Source organism: Listeria goaensis (genome assembly GCF_900186125.1).
Lineage (GTDB): Bacteria > Bacillota > Bacilli > Lactobacillales > Listeriaceae > Listeria > Listeria goaensis.
Genome location: NZ_FYBQ01000002.1, coordinates 65,778 through 88,400, shown reverse-complemented (window position 1 = coordinate 88,400; position 22,623 = coordinate 65,778). Strand labels below are relative to the sequence as shown.

23 protein-coding genes are annotated in these 22,623 nt (G+C 41.6%); 17 read left to right on the top strand and 6 right to left on the bottom strand.

The features are described from left to right. Nucleotides 1–10: 10 nt before the first annotated feature. The 3 genes from CFT42_RS02965 to CFT42_RS02955 all read left to right on the top strand — a co-directional run bounded on the left by CFT42_RS02965 (nt 11) and on the right by CFT42_RS02955 (nt 2,914). On the top strand, nt 11–796 hold the full coding sequence (locus CFT42_RS02965) for a MurR/RpiR family transcriptional regulator (RefSeq protein WP_088809154.1): 786 nt from the start codon (nt 11–13) through the stop codon (nt 794–796). Between the two features lie 77 nt (nt 797–873). Then, a complete protein-coding gene (gorA, locus tag CFT42_RS02960; RefSeq protein WP_088815336.1) occupies nt 874–2,223 on the top strand; it encodes a glutathione-disulfide reductase in 1,350 nt (449 codons plus the stop codon). Nucleotides 2,224–2,239: 16 nt separating this feature from the next. Next, on the top strand, nt 2,240–2,914 hold the full coding sequence (locus CFT42_RS02955) for a histidine phosphatase family protein (RefSeq protein ID WP_088809152.1): 675 nt from the start codon (nt 2,240–2,242) through the stop codon (nt 2,912–2,914). A gap of 54 nt (nt 2,915–2,968) precedes the next feature. Here the strand turns inward: CFT42_RS02955 and CFT42_RS02950 are convergent, their stop codons facing one another. Next, entirely contained in the window at nt 2,969–4,114 is a 1,146-nt protein-coding gene (locus tag CFT42_RS02950; RefSeq protein WP_088809151.1) for an AI-2E family transporter, read from the bottom strand. Nucleotides 4,115–4,237: 123 nt separating this feature from the next. On the opposite strand from CFT42_RS02950, the gene CFT42_RS02945 reads away from it, so the two are divergent. The 4 genes from CFT42_RS02945 to CFT42_RS02930 all read left to right on the top strand — a co-directional run bounded on the left by CFT42_RS02945 (nt 4,238) and on the right by CFT42_RS02930 (nt 7,256). Further along, complete coding sequence (locus tag CFT42_RS02945) at nt 4,238–4,621, top strand: GntR family transcriptional regulator (protein ID WP_088809150.1); 384 nt, start codon at nt 4,238–4,240, stop codon at nt 4,619–4,621. Between the two features lie 2 nt (nt 4,622–4,623). Further along, the gene (locus CFT42_RS02940; RefSeq protein WP_088815335.1) at nt 4,624–5,724 is read left to right on the top strand and encodes a DUF1648 domain-containing protein; all 1,101 of its coding nucleotides are present in this window, start codon (nt 4,624–4,626) and stop codon (nt 5,722–5,724) included. Between the two features lie 62 nt (nt 5,725–5,786). Continuing rightward, on the top strand, nt 5,787–6,281 hold the full coding sequence (locus CFT42_RS02935) for a GyrI-like domain-containing protein (protein ID WP_088809148.1): 495 nt from the start codon (nt 5,787–5,789) through the stop codon (nt 6,279–6,281). Between the two features lie 159 nt (nt 6,282–6,440). Next, on the top strand, nt 6,441–7,256 hold the full coding sequence (locus CFT42_RS02930; RefSeq protein ID WP_088809446.1) for a formate/nitrite transporter family protein: 816 nt from the start codon (nt 6,441–6,443) through the stop codon (nt 7,254–7,256). A 39-nt stretch (nt 7,257–7,295) separates the two neighbouring features. Here CFT42_RS02930 and CFT42_RS02925 read toward each other — a convergent pair whose 3' ends face one another. Continuing rightward, nucleotides 7,296–7,811, bottom strand: coding sequence for a DUF2812 domain-containing protein (locus CFT42_RS02925; protein WP_088809147.1), 516 nt, complete (start codon nt 7,809–7,811; stop codon nt 7,296–7,298). Next, a complete protein-coding gene (locus tag CFT42_RS02920; RefSeq protein WP_088809146.1) occupies nt 7,801–8,127 on the bottom strand; it encodes a PadR family transcriptional regulator in 327 nt (108 codons plus the stop codon). Before CFT42_RS02920 ends, CFT42_RS02925 begins: the two co-directional genes overlap by 11 nt. A 282-nt stretch (nt 8,128–8,409) precedes the next feature. Here CFT42_RS02920 and abc-f point away from each other — a divergent pair, with 282 nt between their 5' ends. From abc-f to CFT42_RS02870, 10 genes are all read left to right on the top strand, one after another. After that, nucleotides 8,410–10,002 carry a ribosomal protection-like ABC-F family protein gene (gene abc-f / locus CFT42_RS02915; protein ID WP_088815334.1) on the top strand — a complete coding sequence of 531 codons (1,593 nt, stop codon included), beginning with the start codon at nt 8,410–8,412 and terminating at the stop codon, nt 10,000–10,002. 90 nt (nt 10,003–10,092) lie between these two features. Next, nucleotides 10,093–11,277, top strand: coding sequence for a GNAT family N-acetyltransferase (locus CFT42_RS02910; RefSeq protein ID WP_088809144.1), 1,185 nt, complete (start codon nt 10,093–10,095; stop codon nt 11,275–11,277). A gap of 164 nt (nt 11,278–11,441) precedes the next feature. Continuing rightward, entirely contained in the window at nt 11,442–12,467 is a 1,026-nt protein-coding gene (locus CFT42_RS02905) for a permease (protein ID WP_088815506.1), read from the top strand. 15 nt (nt 12,468–12,482) lie between these two features. Beyond that, the gene (locus CFT42_RS02900) at nt 12,483–13,322 is read left to right on the top strand and encodes a TIGR03943 family putative permease subunit (RefSeq protein WP_088809143.1); all 840 of its coding nucleotides are present in this window, start codon (nt 12,483–12,485) and stop codon (nt 13,320–13,322) included. 90 nt (nt 13,323–13,412) lie between these two features. Next, nucleotides 13,413–14,333, top strand: a complete 921-nt coding sequence (gene coaA / locus CFT42_RS02895; RefSeq protein ID WP_088809142.1) for a type I pantothenate kinase — start codon at nt 13,413–13,415, stop codon at nt 14,331–14,333. Nucleotides 14,334–14,437: 104 nt separating this feature from the next. Next, entirely contained in the window at nt 14,438–15,160 is a 723-nt protein-coding gene (locus CFT42_RS02890; RefSeq protein ID WP_088809141.1) for an ABC transporter ATP-binding protein, read from the top strand. After that, nucleotides 15,157–16,284, top strand: coding sequence for an ABC transporter permease (locus tag CFT42_RS02885; RefSeq protein ID WP_088815333.1), 1,128 nt, complete (start codon nt 15,157–15,159; stop codon nt 16,282–16,284). Before CFT42_RS02890 ends, CFT42_RS02885 begins: the two co-directional genes overlap by 4 nt. 75 nt (nt 16,285–16,359) lie before the next feature. Beyond that, nucleotides 16,360–16,956 (top strand): TetR/AcrR family transcriptional regulator, encoded by a 597-nt coding sequence (locus CFT42_RS02880; protein ID WP_240310324.1) that lies wholly within the window; start codon nt 16,360–16,362, stop codon nt 16,954–16,956. Nucleotides 16,957–17,182: 226 nt separating this feature from the next. Then, the gene (locus tag CFT42_RS02875; protein WP_205408896.1) at nt 17,183–17,593 is read left to right on the top strand and encodes a MarR family transcriptional regulator; all 411 of its coding nucleotides are present in this window, start codon (nt 17,183–17,185) and stop codon (nt 17,591–17,593) included. 80 nt (nt 17,594–17,673) lie between these two features. Then, nucleotides 17,674–19,050: an MATE family efflux transporter gene (locus CFT42_RS02870; RefSeq protein WP_088809138.1), complete on the top strand. Its 1,377-nt coding sequence runs from the start codon at nt 17,674–17,676 to the stop codon at nt 19,048–19,050. Nucleotides 19,051–19,155: 105 nt separating this feature from the next. Here CFT42_RS02870 and kdpDN read toward each other — a convergent pair whose 3' ends face one another. The 3 genes from kdpDN to CFT42_RS02855 all read right to left on the bottom strand — a co-directional run bounded on the left by kdpDN (nt 19,156) and on the right by CFT42_RS02855 (nt 22,520). After that, nucleotides 19,156–20,304 (bottom strand): KdpD-like non-kinase potassium sensor, encoded by a 1,149-nt coding sequence (gene kdpDN, locus CFT42_RS02865; RefSeq protein WP_088809137.1) that lies wholly within the window; start codon nt 20,302–20,304, stop codon nt 19,156–19,158. A gap of 122 nt (nt 20,305–20,426) precedes the next feature. Then, entirely contained in the window at nt 20,427–21,176 is a 750-nt protein-coding gene (locus tag CFT42_RS02860) for an SDR family NAD(P)-dependent oxidoreductase (RefSeq protein WP_088809136.1), read from the bottom strand. A 102-nt stretch (nt 21,177–21,278) separates the two neighbouring features. Then, nucleotides 21,279–22,520 (bottom strand): dicarboxylate/amino acid:cation symporter, encoded by a 1,242-nt coding sequence (locus CFT42_RS02855; RefSeq protein WP_088809135.1) that lies wholly within the window; start codon nt 22,518–22,520, stop codon nt 21,279–21,281. Nucleotides 22,521–22,623 lie beyond the last annotated feature (103 nt).

Below are 22,623 nucleotides of genomic sequence, written 5' to 3'. Positions count from 1 at the left end.
GCGCTTATTGATGGATTTTTTTGAAATCTCAAGTAAACATGTATCAACCTTGACGCGAAATGAACGAATTTTATTTGATTACGTTGTAAAAAATATGAATACAATTAAAAATCAAAGCATTCGTGAGGTATCGGCGGAATGTTTTGTATCCACCACGACATTCCTGCGTTTTGTTCGCAAATTAGGATTTTCAGGCTATAGCGAATTTACAACTGTACTTAAATTTACTCTTTTAAGCAAAGTAGAACTAAAACCATCTCCATTCGTTGTGGAACAAAAAGATTATCGGGAAGAATATTTGAAAAATATTATAGAGTCTGTCCGTGTATTAGAGCCGTCAAAGATGACCAAAATCACTCGAAAGCTTATGAATAAATCAAAAATTTATTTTTTTGCAAAAGGGTTAAGTAAACATGCGGCTCAGTATATTAAGTATCTGTACACGATGAGTGGCTTTTTAGTGGAGTTTCCAGAAGATTATCAATACCGGCAAGCGATTTTGCAACATATTGGCCCCGATGATTTAGTTTTTATTTTGACATATGGCGGACACGATATTGAGCTGATTCAGACTGCGCAAAAATTGAAAGCGCGCAAAACGCCGCCGATGCTAATTTCTATAACAGGCGCAGATAATAATATCATTCAGAACATGAGTGATATCAATTTATATATTTTTACCGATGAAATCGAGTTAGATGCGTTAGATATTACATCGCGAATTTCAACCATTGCGATTATGGAGCTGATTTTATACCAATTTATGGAAGATATGGATCCAGAATGCGGCGAATAAAATGCTTTTTTCTATTAGAAATCCTCTTTTTCTAGTACACTTAATTGAGAAGAGCTAGTCAGGAATGGAGGATTTTTATGAGTAAACATTACGACTATATTGTTATTGGCGGAGGCAGTGGTGGAATTGCTTCGGCGAATCGGGCGGCGATGTACGGGAAAAAGGTGGCGTTAGTTGAGCCTGTTCATCTTGGCGGGACGTGCGTCAATGTTGGCTGTGTTCCAAAGAAAGTGATGTGGTACGGGGCGCAAATCAAAGAGGGCATTGAAAAACTAGGCCCGGATTATGGGTTAAACGGAAAGGTGAATTTTGACTTTAAAACGCTCGTCAAAAATCGCGAAGCCTATATTGAGCGGCTACACGGTATTTATAAATCCAATTTAGACAAAAATAAAGTGACGGTTTTAAACGGCTACGCTAAATTTACGAGTGAAAAATCGGTCGAGGTCGCAGGCGAAACTTATTCGGCGGACCACTTTTTAATTGCAACTGGCGGCAAGCCGACAATTCCGGATATTCCAGGCGCCGAGTTTGGAACGGATTCAAACGGCTTTTTTGCAATGCGTGAGTTGCCAAAGCGCGTGGCCGTCGTTGGAGCTGGCTACATTGCTGTTGAATTGTCGGGGATTTTAAACGCGTTTGGCGTAGATACGCATCTTTTTGTTCGCAAGTCTCTGCCACTGCGCCATTTTGATTCAATGATTTCGGAGACCCTAAAAGAATTGATGGCGAAAACGGGGCCGAAGCTGCACACGGAAAGCGTGCCTCAAGCTGTTCGAAAAAACGAAGATGGCAGCCTAACGCTTGAACTCCAAAATGGGCAAGAAACGGTCGTTGATAAGCTAATCTGGGCGATTGGGCGGACTCCAGTTACTGAGACGCTAAATATTGCCGCTAGTGGCGTAGAACTTGACGCAAAAGGTTTTGTCAAAGTTGATAAATATCAAAATACTTCGGTTCCGGGGATTTATGCGGTCGGTGATGTGACGGGGCATATCGAGCTGACGCCAGTAGCGATTGCAGCGGGTAGACGGCTTTCTGAGCGACTTTTTAACGGGAAGCTTGACGAACATTTGGACTACAATCTTGTGCCGACTGTCGTGTTCAGCCATCCGCCGATTGGGACGATTGGTTTAACCGAAGAAGAAGCAAAAGCAAAATTTGGGGAGAAAAATATTAAAATTTATTCGTCGTCGTTCACATCGATGTACACGGTTATTACCGAACATCGCGAGCCGTGCCGCATGAAACTCGTCTGCGAAGGCGTTAACGAAAAGATTGTCGGACTACACGGAATTGGAGCCGGCATGGACGAATTATTACAAGGCTTTGCAGTAGCAATTAAGATGGGTGCAACGAAAGCTGATTTCGACAACACAGTTGCGATTCACCCGACGAGCGCCGAAGAATTTGTTACGATGCGATAAAAAAGGAGGAGCTATCATGGCAAAAAAACTTGCACTTTATTTCGTTAGACATGGACAAACCTATTTAAACAAAAACCTGCGCATGCAAGGCTGGGCGGACACCCCGCTCACACCAGAAGGGATTGAAATCGTGCGTCAAAGCGGGCGAGGTCTTGCGGACACAGAATTCGTTGCCGCCTATTCGAGTGACTTGCACCGCACCATTTCAACTGCTGAAATCTTGCTTCACGAAAATAAACACGGCTTCGGTCTGCAACTTGAACCTCGCAGTGAATTTCGCGAAACGTTCTTCGGTTCTTTTGAGGGGGAAAAGGGGAGTGTGGCGTGGGACGAAATCGCCCGCTCTAACGGCTACGATTCGCAGGAAGACTTCTTTTCAAAAGTGGACGTCAGAACGATGATGAACGACACGAAAAAAGCCGACCCAACTGGCGATGCCGAGGACTTCATGACCTTTTGGACACGCGTCGAAAAAGGTTTCCTTCACGTCATCAACCAACACCGTGACACAGGTGGAAACGTCCTAATTGTGGCCCACGGAAACACCATTCGTAACATCGTCCACGAACTCGAGCCGTCCATCACAGAAAGCTTTGTCCTAGACAACGCCAGCGTAACAGTTTTAGCTTACGAAAACGGCCTATTTAAAGTTGAACGACTGAATGACATTTCGCATTTTCGAGCAGAATAAGCAAAACAAAGAGGCTGATCTCCATGTCCCAGCCTCTTTGTTTTGCGTTTTTTATTATGTTTCCAAAGTATCGAGTTCACTTTCCCCATCATCAGGAGGAGGTGCGTTCTTATCACCTCGCCGCAGTTGAATGAGTTTGACGATATTAACAATAATCGTTTTAACGACTGCGTAAAGTGGGACACCTAAAACCATGCCAAGTAGTCCAGCTAAATTACCAGCTACAAGTAAAATGACGATGATTGTTAGCGGGTGAATTTTAAGCGAGCGTCCCATAATAAGTGGCTGAAGCACGTTGCCATCGATTTGTTGCACGATGACAACTACGATAATAACGAGCAACGCCTGGAACGGCGAAGTGAAGAGTGCCACAATAACGGCAGGTGCCGCTCCAATGACAGGCCCTAAGTACGGTATAATGTTTGTTACAGCGGCAATAAGCGCGAATAACAGGCCATATGGCTGGCCGATAATTAAATAGCCGATAAACGTAAAAATACCAACAAATAAGCAATCCAGAGCTTGCGAGCTAATGTAAGAGGATAATGTTTTGTTCATTTCTTGGATGATTTTTTTGGCATCTGGACGAATAACTTTCGGGAAAAACTTTTCAACGGAATCCATAAAGCGATGACCATCTTTAAACATGTAAAGTAAGATGAACGGCACCGTAACGAGAATCATCACGAAGCTTGTAAGGAAGCTTGCGATGGCGCCAATTCCTGCAGTTACACCGTTTAAGACACTATTTAAGATTTGAGGTACCGAAATATTGGCTTTTTCGAGTTCACCTTTAATATCAAAATCATTTAATGGTGGATTTTTTGTAATGCCGCTGAGCCATTTTTCAAAATCAGACCAGTAACCTGGAATTGCTTTCGCAAGTTCAGATATTTGATCGGCAAGGATAGGGCCAATTTGAACGACTGCAAGTGTGACCACCACGATGAATGCGATGAAAATTAAAATGACACTAAGTAGACGTGGGACCTTCCTTTTTTCTAAAAAAAGTACGAGTGGGTTGAACATATAAAATAAAAATCCCGAAACTAAAATTGGTAAAAATAAAGTTGAAATAATAACCCCAATTGGTGAGAATATATATTTCATTTGAAGTAATAAGAAAACAATCGCGACAACCGCCAAAACTTCGATTGTCCAAAAGAATAACTTGCTTTCCCTAAAGCGTGATCCTTTCATTTGGAGCCCCTTTCTAAAATTCTTTTTTTATAGTGTACCATTATCCGCATGAAATAGCCATGTATAAATTGACCTTCTGCGAGAACTGTTATATTATATATATAACAGTAAGGAGGGGGAAGTATGCTCTTACAGATTGACCTACAGGCAGAAGAGCCCATCTACATGCAAATTGTTAATCAGATTATTGAAGGCATTGCGAAGCATGAGTTAAAACCAGGCGATGATTTACCTTCCGTAAGAAGTTTAGGCGCTGATATTGGTATTAATTTTCATACTGTGAATAAAGCATATCAAATATTGAAGCAGGAAGGCTTTATTTTAATTCATAGACAAAAAGGGGTTGTCATTCACCCTGATGGTGCATTTTTGGCAGATCAAGCTTATTTTGAAAAGTTGAAGCGGGCTATTCGGCCGATAATTGCGGAAGCGGCTGCGCGCAAAATGCCACTTGATGAGATGACAAAATTGGTTACTGCTTTATACAGCGAGATGGAAGGAGAATAAAAATGGAGGCAATTATCTTCATAATGATGTCGCTACTTATTATTTTACTGGAAGCGATAACCCCGTTTATTGTGCACCGGACAGAATGTTTTGGTGTCAGCGTCGGGGTCCGAGCTAACCAGGAGCCTGAACTAAAGCAAATGAAAAAGCAATACGCCTATAAAGTAGTACTATACGGAATTTTTGTTGTATTGCTTAGTTTTGCTTTAATGGCAGCTTTTTCAGGAAATGATACGGCGCAAGGCTTTTTATTTACGGCATCGATGTTTTTAATTTTAATTATTGCATTCGTGCTTTACGTGAAATATCACCGGCAAACGGTCGCTTGGAAGGCGAACAAAATTGAGCGTGGGGAAATTGGCGAATCGAGCGTTGTCCTCGTTGATACAGCTTTTCACCGGAATAAAATGATTATTTCTTATGCGTGGTTTCTCATTCCGTTTTTGATTACACTGATTACGGTGGCGATGACGATTGTGTTCTACAGTTCAGCACCAGACGTCATACCGAGTCACTACGATTTCAACGGAAATATCACGAATGAAATGCCGAAGAACGTTCGGAATGTATCGTTGCTCATCGTGATGCAACTTTTCATGATTGGCTTATTTATGGGAATCAATTTTATCATGTCGCGCAGTAAACAGGTGCTGGATAATGATAATCCAAATGACTCTGTAAGGCGCAATCAGCTTGCGCGCGCTATTTTTAGTAAAGCAATGCTTGTGATGTGTATTTTAATGGTCTTGATGCTTTTTGGGATTCAATTGACATTTTTAACTGGGCTTAGTGCGGAAATAATGACGACGGTGACACTTATTTTCATGTTGCTCCTGTTAGTTATCGTCTTCCTGCTTGCTTTTTTCGTGGGTCAAGGCGGCTCAAGGCTGAAAATCGGGGGGACGAAAAATACAGATAAGCCCATTCGGGACGACGACAAGTACTGGAAACTAGGTATCTTTTATTTAAACAAAAGTGATCCTGCGCTCTTTGTCGAAAAAAGATTTGGCCTTGGTTGGACGATTAATGTGGCGCGACCGCTTGCTTGGATATTGCTCCTTGCCGTGATTTTGATTTCGGTTCTAATCGGCGTCATCCTTTAGTGTGCAACTTCTGCCGTTTTGTGTTATCCTTTTAGCTATAAAGCAGCAAAGGAGTGAGTGAAGTGTCTTTACAATCAGCACGGTTAGAAGAACATGAAGATCTCTTTTTAGTTGGCTTAGCTTGGCAGGGAACATTTGCCGAGGCACGCAAGGGAAATATTCGGGAGGTCATCCAGAAAATGAAATCGCTTCTAGGAGGCGAGTTTACAGAGCTTTACGGAATTTCCATTCACAATATCGAGGAAGGGCTGACGCATTATTCGGCGGTTTTAGCTGACCACAAGCCGAAACATTTGCCTGATGAGCTCGAATGGCTAGAAATTCCAGCACACACTTACTTTGTTGGAAAACACGAGGGGAAAACAGATGTCGAGGCAACTTACAAAGAAGTTGCGTCAGAAATCGAGAATCGCAATTATGAACCCTACATGACGGCTGATTTTCCTGTTTTCGATCCGCTACCATTTAAAATTGAAATTTTTGATTTAAAAGAAGACATCAACGGAGAAAGCGAGTTTGAAATCCGCATTCCCGTTGTCCGTAAAATTGTTGACTAACACAGGAAAGATTCCTGCATCATAAATAAAAAAACGTATCATGTTCAATTGGACTGATGCGTTTTTTATTTGGAAATGGCTAGAAGGAACAGACGAAATATGCTATAATGAAATCGCATTTTTGTGAATGAATTAACAAAAAGGAAGAAGTGATTGAGTTTGTCCTATTACAGTCCAAAAGAAATTACAGATGTGACGATTGAAAAGGGGATTCAAAAAGCGCGTTCGGGTACATTAAGTTTAGTTATTTTAGGATTTCTAGGAGGCGCATTTATTTCGCTCGGGTATTTGCTTTATATTCGCGTTGTAGGGACGATGCCGCATGAGTGGGGAAGCTTCGCCACATTTATCGGTGCGAGTGTGTTCCCAGTTGGCTTAGTTTGCATTTTACTCGGCGGCGGGGAACTGATTACCGGCAATATGATGGCGGTTCCGTTAGCTTTTTTTGATAAAAAAATAACTACTGCGATGCTGCTCCGTAATTTGGGCATTGTCACGGTGATGAATTTGGTAGGCGCTTTGTTTGTCGCTTACTTTTTCGGACACTTCATCGGTCTTACGGAAGGTGACTTTTTGGAAAAAACCGTTGCAACGGCGGGATCAAAAATTGACGCCTCGTTTTGGGTAGCCTTCGTTTCAGGTATCGGCTGTAACTGGTTTGTTGGTATTGCTGTCTGGTTATCTTACGGTGCAAAAGATTTTGCTGGTAAAATTTTAGCTATTTGGTTTCCAGTTATGGCTTTCGTTGCCATTGGTTTCCAACACGTTGTCGCGAATATGTTTATTATTCCCGCCGCGATTTTCGCAGGGCACTATACATGGGGGGATTTCATTTTAAATATCATTCCGGTATATCTTGGAAATTTAGTCGGTGGCGCCATTTTTGTTAGCCTTTGCTACTTCCTAGCGTTTAAAAAGGACGTACCACAACCGGAGAAAGAAGAAATTAGACAACCCGTAACAGAAAACGAGTAGTGCTTGTCACTACTCGTTTTTTTATAAATAGAAGTCATTTTAGCTTAAAGTCTTTATTTTTCTTGTTAAAGTGATAAAGATATTGCCGTAAAGAATGATGAGGAGAAGTGGTAATACAAGCCAATATGGCGATAAGGTAAAAGTTGGAAATACACTAAAAGGAATCATGATAGCTCCGAAAATTGTCCAACGTAAGCGAATTCGTTTGCAAAGTTCAATAAGGGATTCTGAATCTGTATAGAGTTGCGCTTGCGGTTCATTTGGAACAGTTTCGTGTGTGAAGTACATCCATGCCCCTTGAAAAATGGAATATTGGAAGACGTTTTGAAAGCCAGCATCCTCGTGAAGGCTTACGTACTCGGATAAATCATTTAAATCCGCTTTGAAATCAATCTGATAAGACATTTTTTTAGGTTCCCCTTGTTTAAAATAGTAAAAAGGAAAGCGGTATTTTTCAAAGTGCCAACCTGAAGCCGCCATTTTTTCCAAGTATTGTTCTTCCTTTTCAAAATTCGCGACAGTAAAAAATTTAATCGTCCGTTTCCTATTTTTCATGGCGGATTCCCCCAATATTTTCGTAAAGTTCGATAATGCGTTTTTTTTCAAGTGCTAAAATTTCAAGTCCAAGAGGTGTGATTTGATAGATTTTTCGATTGCTTACTTCTTCAACGGGTTCAATTAAACCATCTTTTTTCATTTTGGAAAGACTCCCATATAAAGTTCCGGGCCCCAGCTTGATGCGGCCATTTGTTAGCTCATCAACGTTTTGGATGATGGCGTAACCATGCCTTCGTTTACTCAAAGAAAATAAAATGTAAAAGGCGGTTTCTGTCATTGGAAGATACGTTTTTCTTAAAGCATCAGTTAACATTGTATCGCACCTCGATATATTTGATGTCTTAACTATATCACGACGCGATATAGTTAGCAAGCAAAACTTGCAAAAAAACGCAAATGTCTTTATACTTAAATTATTAAATTAAAGGGGTGTTATTTTTAAGCCAATGAAATTATAATCCTGTTTTATATGAAAAAATGAATGCAAAACCATTTTTTTCGGACAGGATACGTATGCTCATTTCGCTTGTTAACATCTGCGGACTCATGTTTATTTTGTGTACTCCTATCCGGAAAATGGACAGGAGGTTTTTTTATGTTTACGTTAGAAGTAAAAGATTTGAAAAAAGATATGGGGGCAAGAACGCTGTTTGAAATTCAGCATTTGACAGCCAAACACGGAGATAAAATTGGTATTGTTGGGCGGAACGGGACAGGAAAGACGACGTTACTTGAAATTTTAGCTGGCGAAGCGGAAGCTGATGCGGGGACGGTTTTTCGTGATGGTGAAACAGGTTACATTCGGCAAATTAATCCGCAAGATGAGCGGCTCAGTGGCGGGGAAAAAACGCGGAAGTTGATTCAGGAAGTGCTGCGTACAAGACCGGAGCTTTTGTTCGCGGACGAGCCAACTTCGAATTTAGATGCGGACAGTGCGGCGCATTTAAAACGCGATTTTAAGAAATTCGCCGGGACGATTTTTGTGATTTCACATGACCGTGATTTTCTTGACGCGATTTGTTCGGAAATTTGGGAGCTTGAAGGGGAGACGGTTACACGGTACAAAGGAAATTATACGGCGTATCGTAAGCAAAAATCGCAAGAGCAGGAAATGCAGCAAAAAGCGTACACGGAAAATGTGGCGGAGAAAAAACGGCTGGAGTCGGCCATTTCGTATCGGAAAGATATGGCAGGCAGCATGGACGCTAAACAGGAGAAGCTATTTAAAAAAGGGCTGACACGGAAAGAAGTGGCATACGGCAAGATGTTTAAAGGCGTTCAGCAAAAAAGCCAGCATAAAACGATTAAGGCGACCGAAAAACGGCTTTCGCGGCTCGAACACGTCGACAAACCGTTTCAGTTTAAGCCCGTTAAAATTACGCTGCCGGAAACGCGCAGACTGAAAAAGGGCACGACGCTTCTGCAAATTTCGAAAGGGGACGTCACAGTTCCAGGGAAGAAGCTTTTTCAAACGGAAGCTTTTTCGTTAAAAATAGGAGATAAAGTGGCGCTTGTTGGGAAAAATGCCAGCGGGAAGACGAGCTTTTTGCGAGCGGTTTTAAACGAGGACGATTTTATTCGGCGGACGAAGGAAGTACGAATCGCCTACTTCGATCAAGAACTGGCGGGGCTTAAACTTTCCGACACGTTAATTGAAAATGTGAACCGTGTGAATGCCCACGACAAACAGCTTGCGATGGATGTTTTAGGTAGCATGCATTTTACGCAGGCCGATTTAAATAAAAAAGTTACGATTTTATCTGGCGGCGAACGCGTCAAGCTTTATCTATCGATGATTTTACTAAGCGATGCCAATTTGCTCATTTTAGACGAGCCAACCAATTACTTGGATATTGACGCGATGGAAGCGCTCGAAGGTATGATTCGCGGTTTTGACGGCGCCGTTTTATTCGTCTCGCATGACGGGGCGTTCGTTCGCAATGTGTCTGAACAAGTGATTCGCATTCAAGATGGCACGATGAAATGGATTCCAAAAGCGATGACGGACATTTTGAAGGAAGAGGATAGCTCTAAAGAAACAGTTGCGGAAGACAAATTGGTTGTCCAGTTACGGCTTACAGAAATCGCCGCGAAGCTTTCCGACCCGAAAATAAGTGCGGCAGAAAAAGAGAAGTTAAACGAGGCTTATTTGGAAAATAGTAGAATTTTGCGGCAACTTGAAAAGTGAATTATTGCGGTGTTTATGATAAAGTGAACTTAATTCAAGTTAAAGCGAGGTAATATTACGTTGCAGAATGATGTCCATGACAGGTTGAAAATGAAAAAAGTTGAGATGGAGCACTTAGTGCAGTTTAATGAACTTTTGCGCTATGTGTTTCAGGTGACGAACCAAGATTTGCAAGAAGTAGGATACGAGGAAGGCGAGATCGAGCAAGCGAAACGCCCCGTTTTAAAACAAGCAGATGTTTTAGGTTGGTTTGATAACGAGAAGCTTGTGTCACAGCTTGCGGTTTATCCGCTTCAGGTGAACATTCACGGTGAGATTTATGAGATGGGCGGCTTGACGGGCGTTGGCACGTATCCAGAGTACGCCAATTTTGGTTTAATGCATCAACTCATGCGGCAAAGTTTAAAAGATATGCGCGACCGCAAGCAAACCGTGTCGTATTTATTCCCTTATTCAATTCCTTATTATCGCCGCAAAGGCTGGGAAATCATTTCAGATATGATGACCTTTTCCATTAAAGATACGCAGCTCCCAAGCCTCGTTCAAGTTTCTGGCATGGTGGAGCGCACTAACATTAATCACTCAGACATAAAAGCCACTTACGACCGCTTTGCGCGCACACATCACGCAGCGATGATTCGCGGTGAGCTCTCGTGGGAAGAATATTTTCGCTGGGAAAAAGATGAACTCACAGCGGGTGTTTATTACGACGCGAACCACACACCACAGGGCTTTGTCTTCTACTGGATTGCGGACGATATTTTCCACCTAAAAGAAATGATTTATTTAACAGAAGAGGCGCGGTTAGGGCTGTGGAACTTCATCAGCGCACATTTTTCGATGGTGACCGATGTAAAAGGGCGCACCTACACGAATGAACCGATTGCTTATTTGCTCGAAGATAGCGAGATTGTCGAAACGATTCAGCCGTACTATATGGCGCGAATCGTGGACGTTCTAGGCTTTTTGGAAAAATACCCATTTCGACATCAAGGAAACGAGTATGCTTTCCATTTTGTTGTGGAGGATCCACTACTAGACTGGAACTTGGGGCCTTTCGGCGTTTCATTCGCTGATGGTAAGAAACGCATTACCCAAGAAGCAGTCGGCCCTGAAGTGAAAATTGACATCGGGACACTCACCACCATGCTATTTAGCTACAAACGCCCAACCTACCTAGCAAAAATTGGCCGCATCAAGGCAAAAGAAGAGACCATCGCCTGGCTCGAACAACTCATTCCACTTGAAACCGCCTATTTCTCAGATTATTTTTAAATGGAATAATGAGCCAAATAAAACGCAATAAGCGAACTAAGATGGCCGTTTGTCATCAGTCTGGGCACACCTTTCAATTTTGAAAGGTGTGCTTTTTTAACTTGATTTCTGCGGCTGATAGGAATAGAATAAACAAAGATTTGAAACAGGAAGAAGGTAACCAATTGTTCAGCAATTTACCTAGCTCATTTTTACAAATGAATACGATTTTTATCTCCATTTTAATAGAAGCATTGCCATTCGTCTTAATCGGTGTGTTTATCGCTGGATTCATTCAAATGTTTATCTCGGAAGCATTCATCGCACGTGTTATCCCAAAAAATCGCTTTTTTGCGGTCGTCATTGGTTCGTGCATCGGCGTCCTTTTCCCATCATGTGAATGCGGAATCGTTCCCATCGTGCGTAATTTGTTGAAAAAAGGAGTACCACTTCATGCGGGAATCGCTTTTATGCTGACCGCTCCCATTATTAATCCAGTCGTCCTTTTCTCAACCTATGTCGCCTTTGGAAGTACATGGGAAATCCCAATTTTACGCGTCGTCGGCAGCCTCGTTGTCGCAATGGTCGTCGGGAATTTAATCGCCTTTTTCTACAAAGGTGAAGGTTTGAAAGAGAAAATTTTATCTGAGCCAAACGAACAAGTTGAAACCGTCCAAACGGCGTCACTTGAATTTGCCGGAACCGATACAACAATCACGCAATTTGCCGGCATGGAAAGCGTGGCGAACGAAACGAAAACGCATGCTCATGCGCATCACGATGGCCACGAACATCACCAACACGCAGAAATGAAATTCGGGCAAAAATTATGGCATACCGCACAGCATTCTGTCGATGAATTTTTTTCCGTCGGTAAATATTTAGTGTTTGGCGCCTTTATCGCAGCGGCCATGCAAACGTACATTAAAACATCTACGCTCATGCAAATTGGACACGGTCCCGTTCTATCCATTTTACTCATGATGGTACTAGCCTTCATTTTATCGCTCTGCTCCGAAGCAGATGCATTTATTGGCGCCTCATTCCGCAGCATTTTTTCCACACAGTCGATTGTCGCCTTTCTCGTTTTCGGCCCCATGCTCGACATTAAAAACCTCATGATGATGCTCGCGTCGTTCAAAGCAAAATTCGTACTATTACTCGTCACCTCGGTCACAGTAGTGGTGTTCCTTTACGCCCTTATTATTTAGAAAAGGAGGAGTTCGATGTTACGCGCTTTTATACTATTCGGTTTTGGCTTTTATATGATGTTTCTGCACATTTCCGGCGATATTAGTAAATATATTAATATGAAGTATGCCTATCTCTCCTTTTCGGCGATGATAGCGTCATTTTTGCTTGCCACTATTCAGCTTATTATGGTTTTTCGTGACGAGGACGGGGCGAGCCATAATCACGCGGGGCATACGCATTCTGGAGAAAATACGCTTTGGAAAAAAATCTTTGTTTATAGTTTGCTGGCATACCCGCTAATTGTAGGCTTTCTCTTTCCTGTCGCCACACTTGATTCAACGATTGTGTCCGCGAAAGGTTTCCATTTTCCGAAAAACAATGCGGCGGGCGATGACCCTTATGCCGCAAACCAATTTTTACGACCTGATACAAGCGGCTATTTTGGCAAATCCGATTATGAAAAAATGATGGAAAAAGAGAAGGCGGCCATCGTCAATCAAAATCCGATTATAGTAACCGATGAAAATTATTTAATGACAATGGAAATTTTATATAACTATCCAGGCGAGTTTACCGGGAAGAAAATTGAGTTCACCGGTTTTGTTTATAATGACCCTGTCACAAAATCAGGCAACGTTTTCTTATTTCGCTTTGGGATTATTCATTGTGTGGCAGACTCTGGTGTTTTTGGGATGCTTGCGAAAATGCCTGATGGGACAGAAGACTTGCCAAATGATACGTGGGTAAGGGTATCTGGTGAGATTACGCAAGATTACTATGCGCCGTTTAAAATGAACATTCCAGCGCTTGATGTGGAAAGCTATACCAAAATGGACAAGCCAAAAGATGTTTACGTCTATCGAAAATATTAATTTTTGGTTGCGGATTTAACATGATTGCGTTATGCTTATTTTTGTGAGCTGTTTACGTTTTCACGAATCGATAAAAGGATGGGCTTAACAATGAATGATTATCGCCATTACTATCATTTTCCGCGCGCTGATTGGCAGGAACTTGAAGTAAGTAAAGACCAAATTTTAACTTCAGATGAACTGGAAGAAATTCGCGGTTTAAACGACCGGATTTCTCTTGAGGATATATCAGAAATTTATTTGCCGCTTATAAAACTAATTGCGATTCAGTATCATGAAGCGATTTTTATTCACGGTGAAAAAATGGAATACTTGAAGAAGAAAGAGGAACGTCCGCCTTTCATTATCGCGCTTGCTGGGTCGGTTGCAGTTGGTAAAAGTACCACAGCACGTGTGCTGAAGCTCATGCTTGATCGCTGGTTTTCAAAAACCCGTGAAGTGGAACTTGTGACGACTGACGGCTTTTTATACCCGAATGCGGAGCTTGAGCGACGCGGGATTATGAACAAAAAGGGCTTTCCTGAGAGTTATGATAAAAATCGGTTTATTGATTTTCTGATGGATTTGAAAACGAACAAAAAGAATGTCGAAATTCCGCTTTATTCGCACCTGACGTATGATGTTTTGGAAGAAACGCGCACGCTTCGAAATCCCGATATTGTTATCGTTGAGGGAATTAATGTGTTGCAAACGGATGCGACTGCGACTTTTTTTCCACGCGACTTTTTTGATTTCGCTATCTATATGGATGCGGCGGAAGAAAGTATTAAACGCTGGTATTTAGAACGTTTCTTCATGCTTCGCGAAACGGCATTCCAAGATACGAGTTCCTATTTCCATCAATATACCAAAATTAGCGAACAAGTTGCAGAAAACTACGCGCTAGAAATTTGGGACACGATTAACGGCTTAAACTTAAAAGAAAATATCGAAAAAACCAAATACCGCGCTGATTTGATTTTACATAAAGGGGATAATCATCTGATTTCGGATGTGTATTTGCGCAAATAACCGTCTAGGACTTTCTAGGCGGTTTTTACTTTACATTCCAATTAAAAAGGTTTATATTGTAAGTGAGTAATCACTCATTAAAAAACTGAAGTGGGGAATGTGATATGGAAGCGGTTATTTCGACGGAAAAATTGAATATCCAGTTTCATAATAAGCAGATTTTATTTGATGTGACAATGAACGTGAATAAAGGGGAAATTTATGGGCTTATCGGTCCTTCTGGTGCTGGTAAGACGACGCTTGTGAAAGCGATTGTTGGCATGGAGAGAGCGGATAGCGGGGAAGTACATGTGCTGAATGCTAAAATGCCAACGCTTAGCGTGATGAACCAAATCGGCTATATGGCGCAATCAGACGCGTTGTATGTGGATTTGACGGCTAAGGAAAACTTGGATTTCTTCGCCTCGCTTTATTTGCTCAAAGGGGCGATAAAACGCGAAAGGATAGCTTATGCGGCTAAGCTTGTGAACTTGACCGATGATTTAAACAAAAAAGTAAGTGCCTATTCGGGTGGAATGAAACGGCGGTTATCGCTTGCGATTGCAGTGCTCGCGGACCCGGATGTGCTGATTTTGGACGAGCCAACTGTCGGCATCGACCCGGAACTGCGGAAATCGATTTGGGACGAACTGAATGAGCTGAAAAACGCGGGAAAATGTATTCTTGTGACGACGCATGTCATGGACGAGGCGGAAAAATGTGATCGTCTTGCGATGGTGCGCGAGGGACGGATTATTGCGGAAGGTACGCCTGACGAGCTCGCGAGTGAAACGGAAAGCGGCAAGTTAGAAGATGCATTCTTGAAATTTGGGAGGGTGACAAAATGAGAGTTTTAGCCATTGTAAAGCGAATCGCCAACCAGTTTAAACGAGATAAACGCACGCTCGCACTGATGTTTATTGCGCCGCTGCTTCTCATCACGCTACTCAATTTCCTATTCGACAGCGATTCTGTAAATCCCAAAATTGGCGTTCACGGCATGACAGATAGCATGATCACACAACTCGAGAAAAGTGATTTATCTGTAAAAAAATATGAGAATGATTCGAGTCCAAAGGAAAAAATTGAAAAGGATGATTTAGATGCCTTCATCGATTTATCTGACAGCCAATTAACCATCACCTATGAAAACAGCGATCCTACAAAAAGTAAACAAATTGCGATGAAAATGCAAGGTGCTCTGTTAAAAGAACAAGAGACCGCAATGAAAGATGCTGCCAAACAATTGGAAACCCTTGCCAAACAAATGCAAGCAAGCGGTGCGAATATGCAAGGAAATACGATTACCATGCCAACAAATGGCGCAGATATTCAAGTGGAAGCGCACTATGTTTACGGCGACCAAGATACGACATTTTTTGATACCATTGGCCCAATTTTCATCGGCTTTTTCGTATTCTTCTTCGTATTCCTAATTGCCGGCATTTCATTTTTGCGCGAACGCACGACCGGTACGCTTGAACGCCTGATGGCCACACCAATTAAGCGCATCGAAATTGAACTCGGCTATATGATTGGCTTTGGGATATTTGCACTCCTTCAATCCGTCCTAGTTGCCATCTATTCCGTTCAAGTACTCGATATGATTCAAAACGGCTCCATTTGGTATGTCTTACTCATCACGCTAACGCTCGCAATGGCCTCGCTCGCACTCGGCATGTTGCTTTCCACATTCGCCAACAACGAATTTCAAATTATCCAATTCATTCCAATCGTGATTGTGCCGCAAATTCTCTTCTGCGGAATTTTCCCACTCGAAGGAATGGCCGACTGGCTGCAATGGATTGCACATATCATGCCGATGTATTACGGCGCACAAGCACTACAAAGCATTATGATTAAAGGAGAGGGTTTCAGTAGTTTCGCCGGTGATTTCTACATTCTTCTTCTATTCGTAGCGGCCTTTTTAATTCTCAACATCTTTGCCTTAAAGAAATATCGAAAAGTATAGGAGGAAACAAATTTGGAGAAACAACCAACTGACCTTTTACGCCAGATTTTAGACGTCACAGAAAAAGATAAGCGAATGAGCGAGAAGCAAAAAAACATTATCAAAGCCGCCATTGAGCTTTTTGCCGAAAAAGGTTTTTCTGCTACGAGTACGAGTGAAATTGCAAAACGCGCCGGCGTAGCAGAAGGAACGATTTTCCGGCACTATAAAACGAAAAAAGATTTGCTGATGGCAATTACGATGCCAACCTTAATTGAAGGAGTCGTCCCGTTTTTAGCGCAAGATTTCGCCGAAGAAGTGTTCCAAAAGGAGTATGCCGATTTTGAGACGTTCCTAAAAGCTATCATCAAAAACCGTTTTGAATTCGCAAAAGACAACGGAAAAGTCATTAAAATTTACTTTATGGAACTCATGTATCATGACGAATTGCGAACGCAATTTTCTGAGATTTTCATGACGCACGTAAAAGAGCATTTTGATGCGCTCATCGATTTCTACAAAGAAAAAGGCGAACTGGCAGACATGCCGAACAGCACCATCATGCGCGCTTTGATTACCAATATCGTCGGATTTATCCTCACCCGCTTCATCGTCATGCCTGATGCAGCATGGGACGACGAAGCCGAAATTAATTTCACAGTCCGCTATATGATGCAAGGTCTTGTTAAATGATTAATCTGTAGGTGGGCCTAGCAAGGCTTAGAAACGCGAATCTCCATGAGTTTCGCGTTTTTTTAAATTAATTTTATTAAGAAATCCGAAAATTTTTGCCGATTTATTAGAATTCTAATTGTTAGATATAAAATTTATAGTTGACATTCTATTTTAAAGCGTGTATATTTATTTCTAACAGTTAGATATCTAATTATTTGGTGTAGGAGGGATTATTTTGGATAAAATGGTAGTTTCGAATTTGTTACGTTCCATCATGCATAAATCCCGCGAATCGATGGAAAAGCGTGTCAAAGATATGGGGGTTAGTTCGCAACAAGGTCGGATGATTTCTTATATCGCGCAAAATGAAGACAAAGGATTGATTCAAAAAGACTTGGCAGAAGTGTTTCAACGCCGTAGTGCAAGCATCACAAGTATGTTGCAGGGATTAGAGAAAAAAGGGTATATTGAGCGACGCATACCTGGAAACAATGAAAGGCAGAAAAATATTTACGCACTGCCAAAAGGAAAAGCGCTGATTGCTGAAACCAATGAAGCTTTTTATGAGGCAGAAAAAGAACTAGTCCACGCTTTAAGCGAAGAAGAAGTCCAGCAATTGACAGCTTTACTAAGAAAAATCGATCGCAGCCTCTAACGAACGAGCAGTTACTAACTGCTTGCAATCTTATAGTTAGAAATCTAACATTTATAAATCTAACAAAAGAAGGGATTATTATGGAAGAATTAGAAGTTAATGAATCAAATATTTACTATTTAAAGGAAGCGCCAATCCGCAAAGCTATCGCCCATTTGTCAATACCGATGATGGTCGGAATCTCAGCAACGACGGTCTACAATTTAATCAATGCTTTCTTTATTGGTCTGCTAAATGATACGAATATGATGTCCGCGATTACTTTGGCGTTACCAATTACAATCATTTTGATGGCTTTTGGGAATATGTTTGGAGTTGGAGGAGGAACCTTTATCACGCGCTTATTAGGCCGTGGTGACGAGCAAAAGGGTCGAAAGGTGGCTGGTTATTCTTTTTACATGAGCATCCTATTTGGTGTGATTATTGGAATTGTCGCAATCATCTTCATGAATCAATTTGTCCACTTACTTGGCGCAGATGGTCAAACATTACTTTATACAAAACAATACGCAACAATCCTTTTTGCAGGAAGTTTTGCTTTCATTTTAAATTTTGCTTTGGAACAATTGGTTCGTTCAGAAGGGGCATCAAAAGAATCCATGTATGGCATGTTCATTAGTGTTGCTGTTAGTATCGCTTTAGATGCATTACTGATTTTAGTTTTTAATCTGCATATGATTGGTGCAGGGATTTCGATCGTCATTGCGAATCTCGCTTCATCGATTTATTATGTTTGGTTCTTAGAAAAGAAAAGCGCGTCTTTAAAAGGCTTCTTGAAGCAATTTAAACTTTCAATCAAAGATCAATTAGAAGTTTACAAAATTGGGGTCTCGGAATTGTTTAAATCTGCATTCATGATTGTCACAACTTTATTGTTAAACAATTTTTCCGTTGAATACGGTGATAATGTCGTTGCTAGCTTTGGCATAGCCGTTCGAATCACCCAACTACCTGAATTTTTGACGATGGGGCTATTTTTAGGTGTGATGCCATTATTTGCCTATAGCTTCTCCGCACATAACACGAAACGCTTAAAAGAAGCGTTGAAGGAAGTTTCTTTATGGATCGGGGGAATCTCAATCCTCTTTGCCCTTTTGGCTTACTTATTCCGCGTACCCGTATTAAGTTTATTTACCAGTGATCCACGTGTCATTCAAGTCGGCTTAACCATTCTTGCTGCTCAACTCATTTCCTCGGTCTTTAACGGTTTTTCCGGTTTATTTACTGGAATCTTCCAGGCGTCTGGTTTGGGTGCTCAGACTGGGATTATGGCAACTATTCAAGGAACTTTCTTCATTCCAGTTGTTTTGCTGTTGCATTATTTCTACGGCTTGAACGGTTTGATTTGGTCAATGACGGTAACGGAAGGAATTGCTTTTATTACGGGAACCATAATGATGATTCCTTACTTGAATAGACTGAATAAAAATGAATTGCCGGCACTGCAACAACAATAAACTAGTTCCAAATAATTTACGAAGTACGTCCAATTGCTGCACAAAAAGCCAGAAACACAGCAAACTTTCCATCAGGCGAGTCTGCCGCGTTTCCGGCTTTTTTTATTAATTTTTCCGCGAATTAGCTACAATATGAATATCTACGCCATCTGTTTGGCGCATGATGGCATTGACAATCGAGCCTTTTGTAACTTCCTCGACTCTTGTTTTAACAGACTGGCCTAAAATAATTTGGGTGATATTATGCTTGTTTGCCACATCTGTAATCACTTGCGCAATTTTCCGTTCTTTAATCGGCTCTACTAAGAAGTGGGCGTTAAATTGTTTGGCGAGACTTTGCCATGCCACGTATTCTTGTCGTGTTTTTTCAGGTAGTTCATCGAGCTCTTTTGTGATGGCTGCTAAGATGTACAGTTCGCTACGTAACCGGTCTGCGATGCGGAAGCCGCGGCGAATCAATTTTTCAGCATTGGCATCATTTTTAATACAAACGAGAATTTTTTCGTTCATCATCGCTGCCCGGAGGCGTGCCGCTTTTTTATCCGCTTTGTCGTCTACATCATCGGCGACTTCGCGGAGTGCGATTTCGCGAAGGGCAGACAGGTTTTTCGTCGTGAAGAAGTTTTCAAGCGACCGTTCAATCTTCTCCGGCGCATAGATTTTCCCTTCTTTTAGCCGTTTTTGCAATGTTTCTGCCGTAACATCAATTAAAATGACTTCATCTGCTACTTCTAATAAAAAGTCTGGAATTCGTTCGCGCACAACGACCCCAGTAATGTCGTGAACAACATCACGCAAGCTCTCCAAGTGCTGAATGTTGACGGCTGAAATGACGTTAATTCGGTGCTCCAATATTTTTTGAATGTCCTGATAACGCTTTTCGTTCGCCGATCCAGGAATATTCGAATGCGCCAGCTCATCAATCAGGACAACCTCTGGATTTCGAGCAATAATGGCCTCAACATCCAAATCAAAATACGTATTATTTTTATATGGAATTTCTTTTAAAGGAAGTTGTTCAAGGCCATCGATTAACGCGGCCGTTTCTTTTCGACCATGCGTCTCAACAAGCCCAATCACTACATCAATGCCTTCTTTCCTCAGTTCGTGCGCTTCCGTTAACATTCGGTACGTTTTCCCGACACCCGGTGCCGATCCAATATAGATTTTTAACTTACCGCGCTTTAATTTTTCAATTTGTGCTAGCAACTCTTCCGGACTTTTACGATGGAAGGAAAGATTTTTGTTGCCCACTAGACGCACCTCCATTAACTTTAAGCTGTTTACAAATATTCATTTTAGCACAAACTCTTTTAAGAAAGAAGAACATTTTTTGGATAAAAAAGAGCTGACCATTTGGTCAGCTCGGATTTCACTTACTGCGCGTAGTATCCTCCGTCAACAGGTAATTCAATTCCCGTGACGAAACTCGACTCATCACTTGCGAGATATAAAACGCCATAAGCGATGTCGCGTGACTGGCCAAGACGTGGAAGTGGTGTCAGCGATTCGAACCAGCCTTTTGTGGCTTCATCTTCAAATAATTTTTTCGTCATCGGCGTTTCGATATAGCCCGGGTGAACCGAATTACAGCGAATGTTTTGTTTGGCGTAATCGACTGCCACAGCCTTCGTTAACAATCGAACAGCGCCTTTTGATGCCGTATAGGCACTTGCACCAGAACCGCCAGTTAAACCAGCAATGGAGGAGATGTTAATGATGGAGCCGCCGCCCTGATTTTCCATAAGTGGGATAACATGACGCATACCTAGAAACGTTCCTTTTAAGTTGACGTCAATCACTTTATCCCATTGCGAAATGCTTGTATTAACAAGATTTAATTCGGTGCTAATACCAGCATTATTCACTAAAATATCGACACGACCAAATTTGTCTAAAGCAAGTTGAATCACTTTTTCCCAATCTTCATCAAGTGCTACATTATGCGTTAAAACTTCAGATTTTGGTTGAATGGCTTTTAATTCTTTACCTGTTTGATTTAAAACTTCTTCTTGCATGTCCGTCGCTATTACGAAAGCCCCTTCTTTCGCAAACAGCAATGCTTCTTCCTTCCCTTGTCCCCCAGCAGCGCCTGTAATGATCGCAACTTTATCTTTTAATCTCACTTTGAATCCCTCCTAATTTGATAACGCTTACAATGTTATTATAAAACGAAAAAAAGAGCAGTTCCAGAAAACTGCTCAAAAAATAGTACTTAAATTTTAGTATCAAAAACTGACTTTTCTTTTTAACCAATTTTTCCCTTCGACAAAGCGCGATACGAGCATGGCACAAACTGTATTGCCGGTTGAATTGAGTAGCGTTGCAGGGATATCAATAATCGTGCTAATAATCATAATCGTTGCGACAAGTTCAGGTGAGAAGCCGAAAATCGAGATGATTAAAAGTTCGCCAGTCATTCCGCCGCTTGGGATGGCGCCCATGACTGCGCCGACTAAAAAGGCAACAGCAAGAATTGCTAAAATGCTTGAAGCACTCGTCATATCTTTTCCAAAGAGGGTGAAGAGGAACACAATTTTCATGATGCCACCCATGACCGAACCGTCTTTGTGCGTGTTCGCCCCGAGTGGAATGACGGTTTCAGCAATGTCGTCAGGCACACCCATTTTTTTGGTCGCGACAAGGTTCACTGGAATACAAGCCGCACTAGAAGAGGTAGCGATAGCCGTAATGGCTGGCGTTGTGACATGTTTCCAGAAAACTTTTACGCCAGTTTTCCCAGAAGCAATAAAAGCATACAATGTGTTCATACCGAAGAAGTAAATCACGGTTAGGACGAGATAAAGGAAGAAAATGCCGAGGTAGCCGTTAATAATTTGCGGACCGAGCTGACCAACTGTCACCGCAAAGTAGCAGCCGAGTCCAACTGGCGCAGCGTACATGATGAATTGCACCATCTTTAAAATAACCTCGGTTGCTGAATTTAGAAATGCAGCAACGGGCTGTCCTTTTTCTCCAGACATCGAAGTAGCTAATCCAAACAAAATCGAGAAAATGATGAGCGGTAGGAGATTGGACTTTGTAAAGAGCTCGAGAAAATCAGGTACAGTAAATGTTGTCACTAAAATTTCCGCAAGTCCTTTTCCTTCCTCCGTAGGCGCTTTTGGCAAATTCGCTGTTATAGCCGATAAATCTACGTTATGTAGCGGGTTATAAATCGAAATCCCGATAAAAGCAATAATTCCTGCAAGAGCTGCTGTTGTAAAAAACACTGCGAATATTGTACCGATAATTTTTCCAAGTCTTGCCATCTGCTTCATGTTCGCGATGGCCGACGAAACGCTTAGAAAAACAAGAGGAACAATGACAACAAACATTAAGTTTAAAAAGATGTCCCCAATTGGTTTCACAATCACCGTTTTATCCCCAAAAATAACACCAAAAAGTCCACCTAAAACAATACCAAGTAGCAGACAAATGGTAAACGCATAATTTCGTAATAATTTCATTCCAATTCTCCCTTTCTAGTAAGTACTTTATTAGAATAGCAGAGATGGTGGGGGAATGGAAGAGGTGACATAAAAAAGCCACTCTATTATGAGTGGCTTCAGA

Coding starts and splice junctions, on each gene's coding strand:
- CFT42_RS02965 (WP_088809154.1), top strand. CDS start 11: ATGGATTTTTTTGAAATCTCAAGTAAACATGTATCAACCTTGACGCGA.
- gorA (WP_088815336.1), top strand. CDS start 874: ATGAGTAAACATTACGACTATATTGTTATTGGCGGAGGCAGTGGTGGA.
- CFT42_RS02955 (WP_088809152.1), top strand. CDS start 2,240: ATGGCAAAAAAACTTGCACTTTATTTCGTTAGACATGGACAAACCTAT.
- CFT42_RS02950 (WP_088809151.1), bottom strand. CDS start 4,114: ATGAAAGGATCACGCTTTAGGGAAAGCAAGTTATTCTTTTGGACAATC.
- CFT42_RS02945 (WP_088809150.1), top strand. CDS start 4,238: ATGCTCTTACAGATTGACCTACAGGCAGAAGAGCCCATCTACATGCAA.
- CFT42_RS02940 (WP_088815335.1), top strand. CDS start 4,624: ATGGAGGCAATTATCTTCATAATGATGTCGCTACTTATTATTTTACTG.
- CFT42_RS02925 (WP_088809147.1), bottom strand. CDS start 7,811: ATGAAAAATAGGAAACGGACGATTAAATTTTTTACTGTCGCGAATTTT.
- CFT42_RS02920 (WP_088809146.1), bottom strand. CDS start 8,127: ATGTTAACTGATGCTTTAAGAAAAACGTATCTTCCAATGACAGAAACC.
- abc-f (WP_088815334.1), top strand. CDS start 8,410: ATGTTTACGTTAGAAGTAAAAGATTTGAAAAAAGATATGGGGGCAAGA.
- CFT42_RS02910 (WP_088809144.1), top strand. CDS start 10,093: ATGAAAAAAGTTGAGATGGAGCACTTAGTGCAGTTTAATGAACTTTTG.
- CFT42_RS02900 (WP_088809143.1), top strand. CDS start 12,483: ATGTTACGCGCTTTTATACTATTCGGTTTTGGCTTTTATATGATGTTT.
- coaA (WP_088809142.1), top strand. CDS start 13,413: ATGAATGATTATCGCCATTACTATCATTTTCCGCGCGCTGATTGGCAG.
- CFT42_RS02890 (WP_088809141.1), top strand. CDS start 14,438: ATGGAAGCGGTTATTTCGACGGAAAAATTGAATATCCAGTTTCATAAT.
- CFT42_RS02885 (WP_088815333.1), top strand. CDS start 15,157: ATGAGAGTTTTAGCCATTGTAAAGCGAATCGCCAACCAGTTTAAACGA.
- CFT42_RS02880 (WP_240310324.1), top strand. CDS start 16,360: ATGAGCGAGAAGCAAAAAAACATTATCAAAGCCGCCATTGAGCTTTTT.
- CFT42_RS02875 (WP_205408896.1), top strand. CDS start 17,183: ATGGTAGTTTCGAATTTGTTACGTTCCATCATGCATAAATCCCGCGAA.
- CFT42_RS02870 (WP_088809138.1), top strand. CDS start 17,674: ATGGAAGAATTAGAAGTTAATGAATCAAATATTTACTATTTAAAGGAA.
- CFT42_RS02855 (WP_088809135.1), bottom strand. CDS start 22,520: ATGAAATTATTACGAAATTATGCGTTTACCATTTGTCTGCTACTTGGT.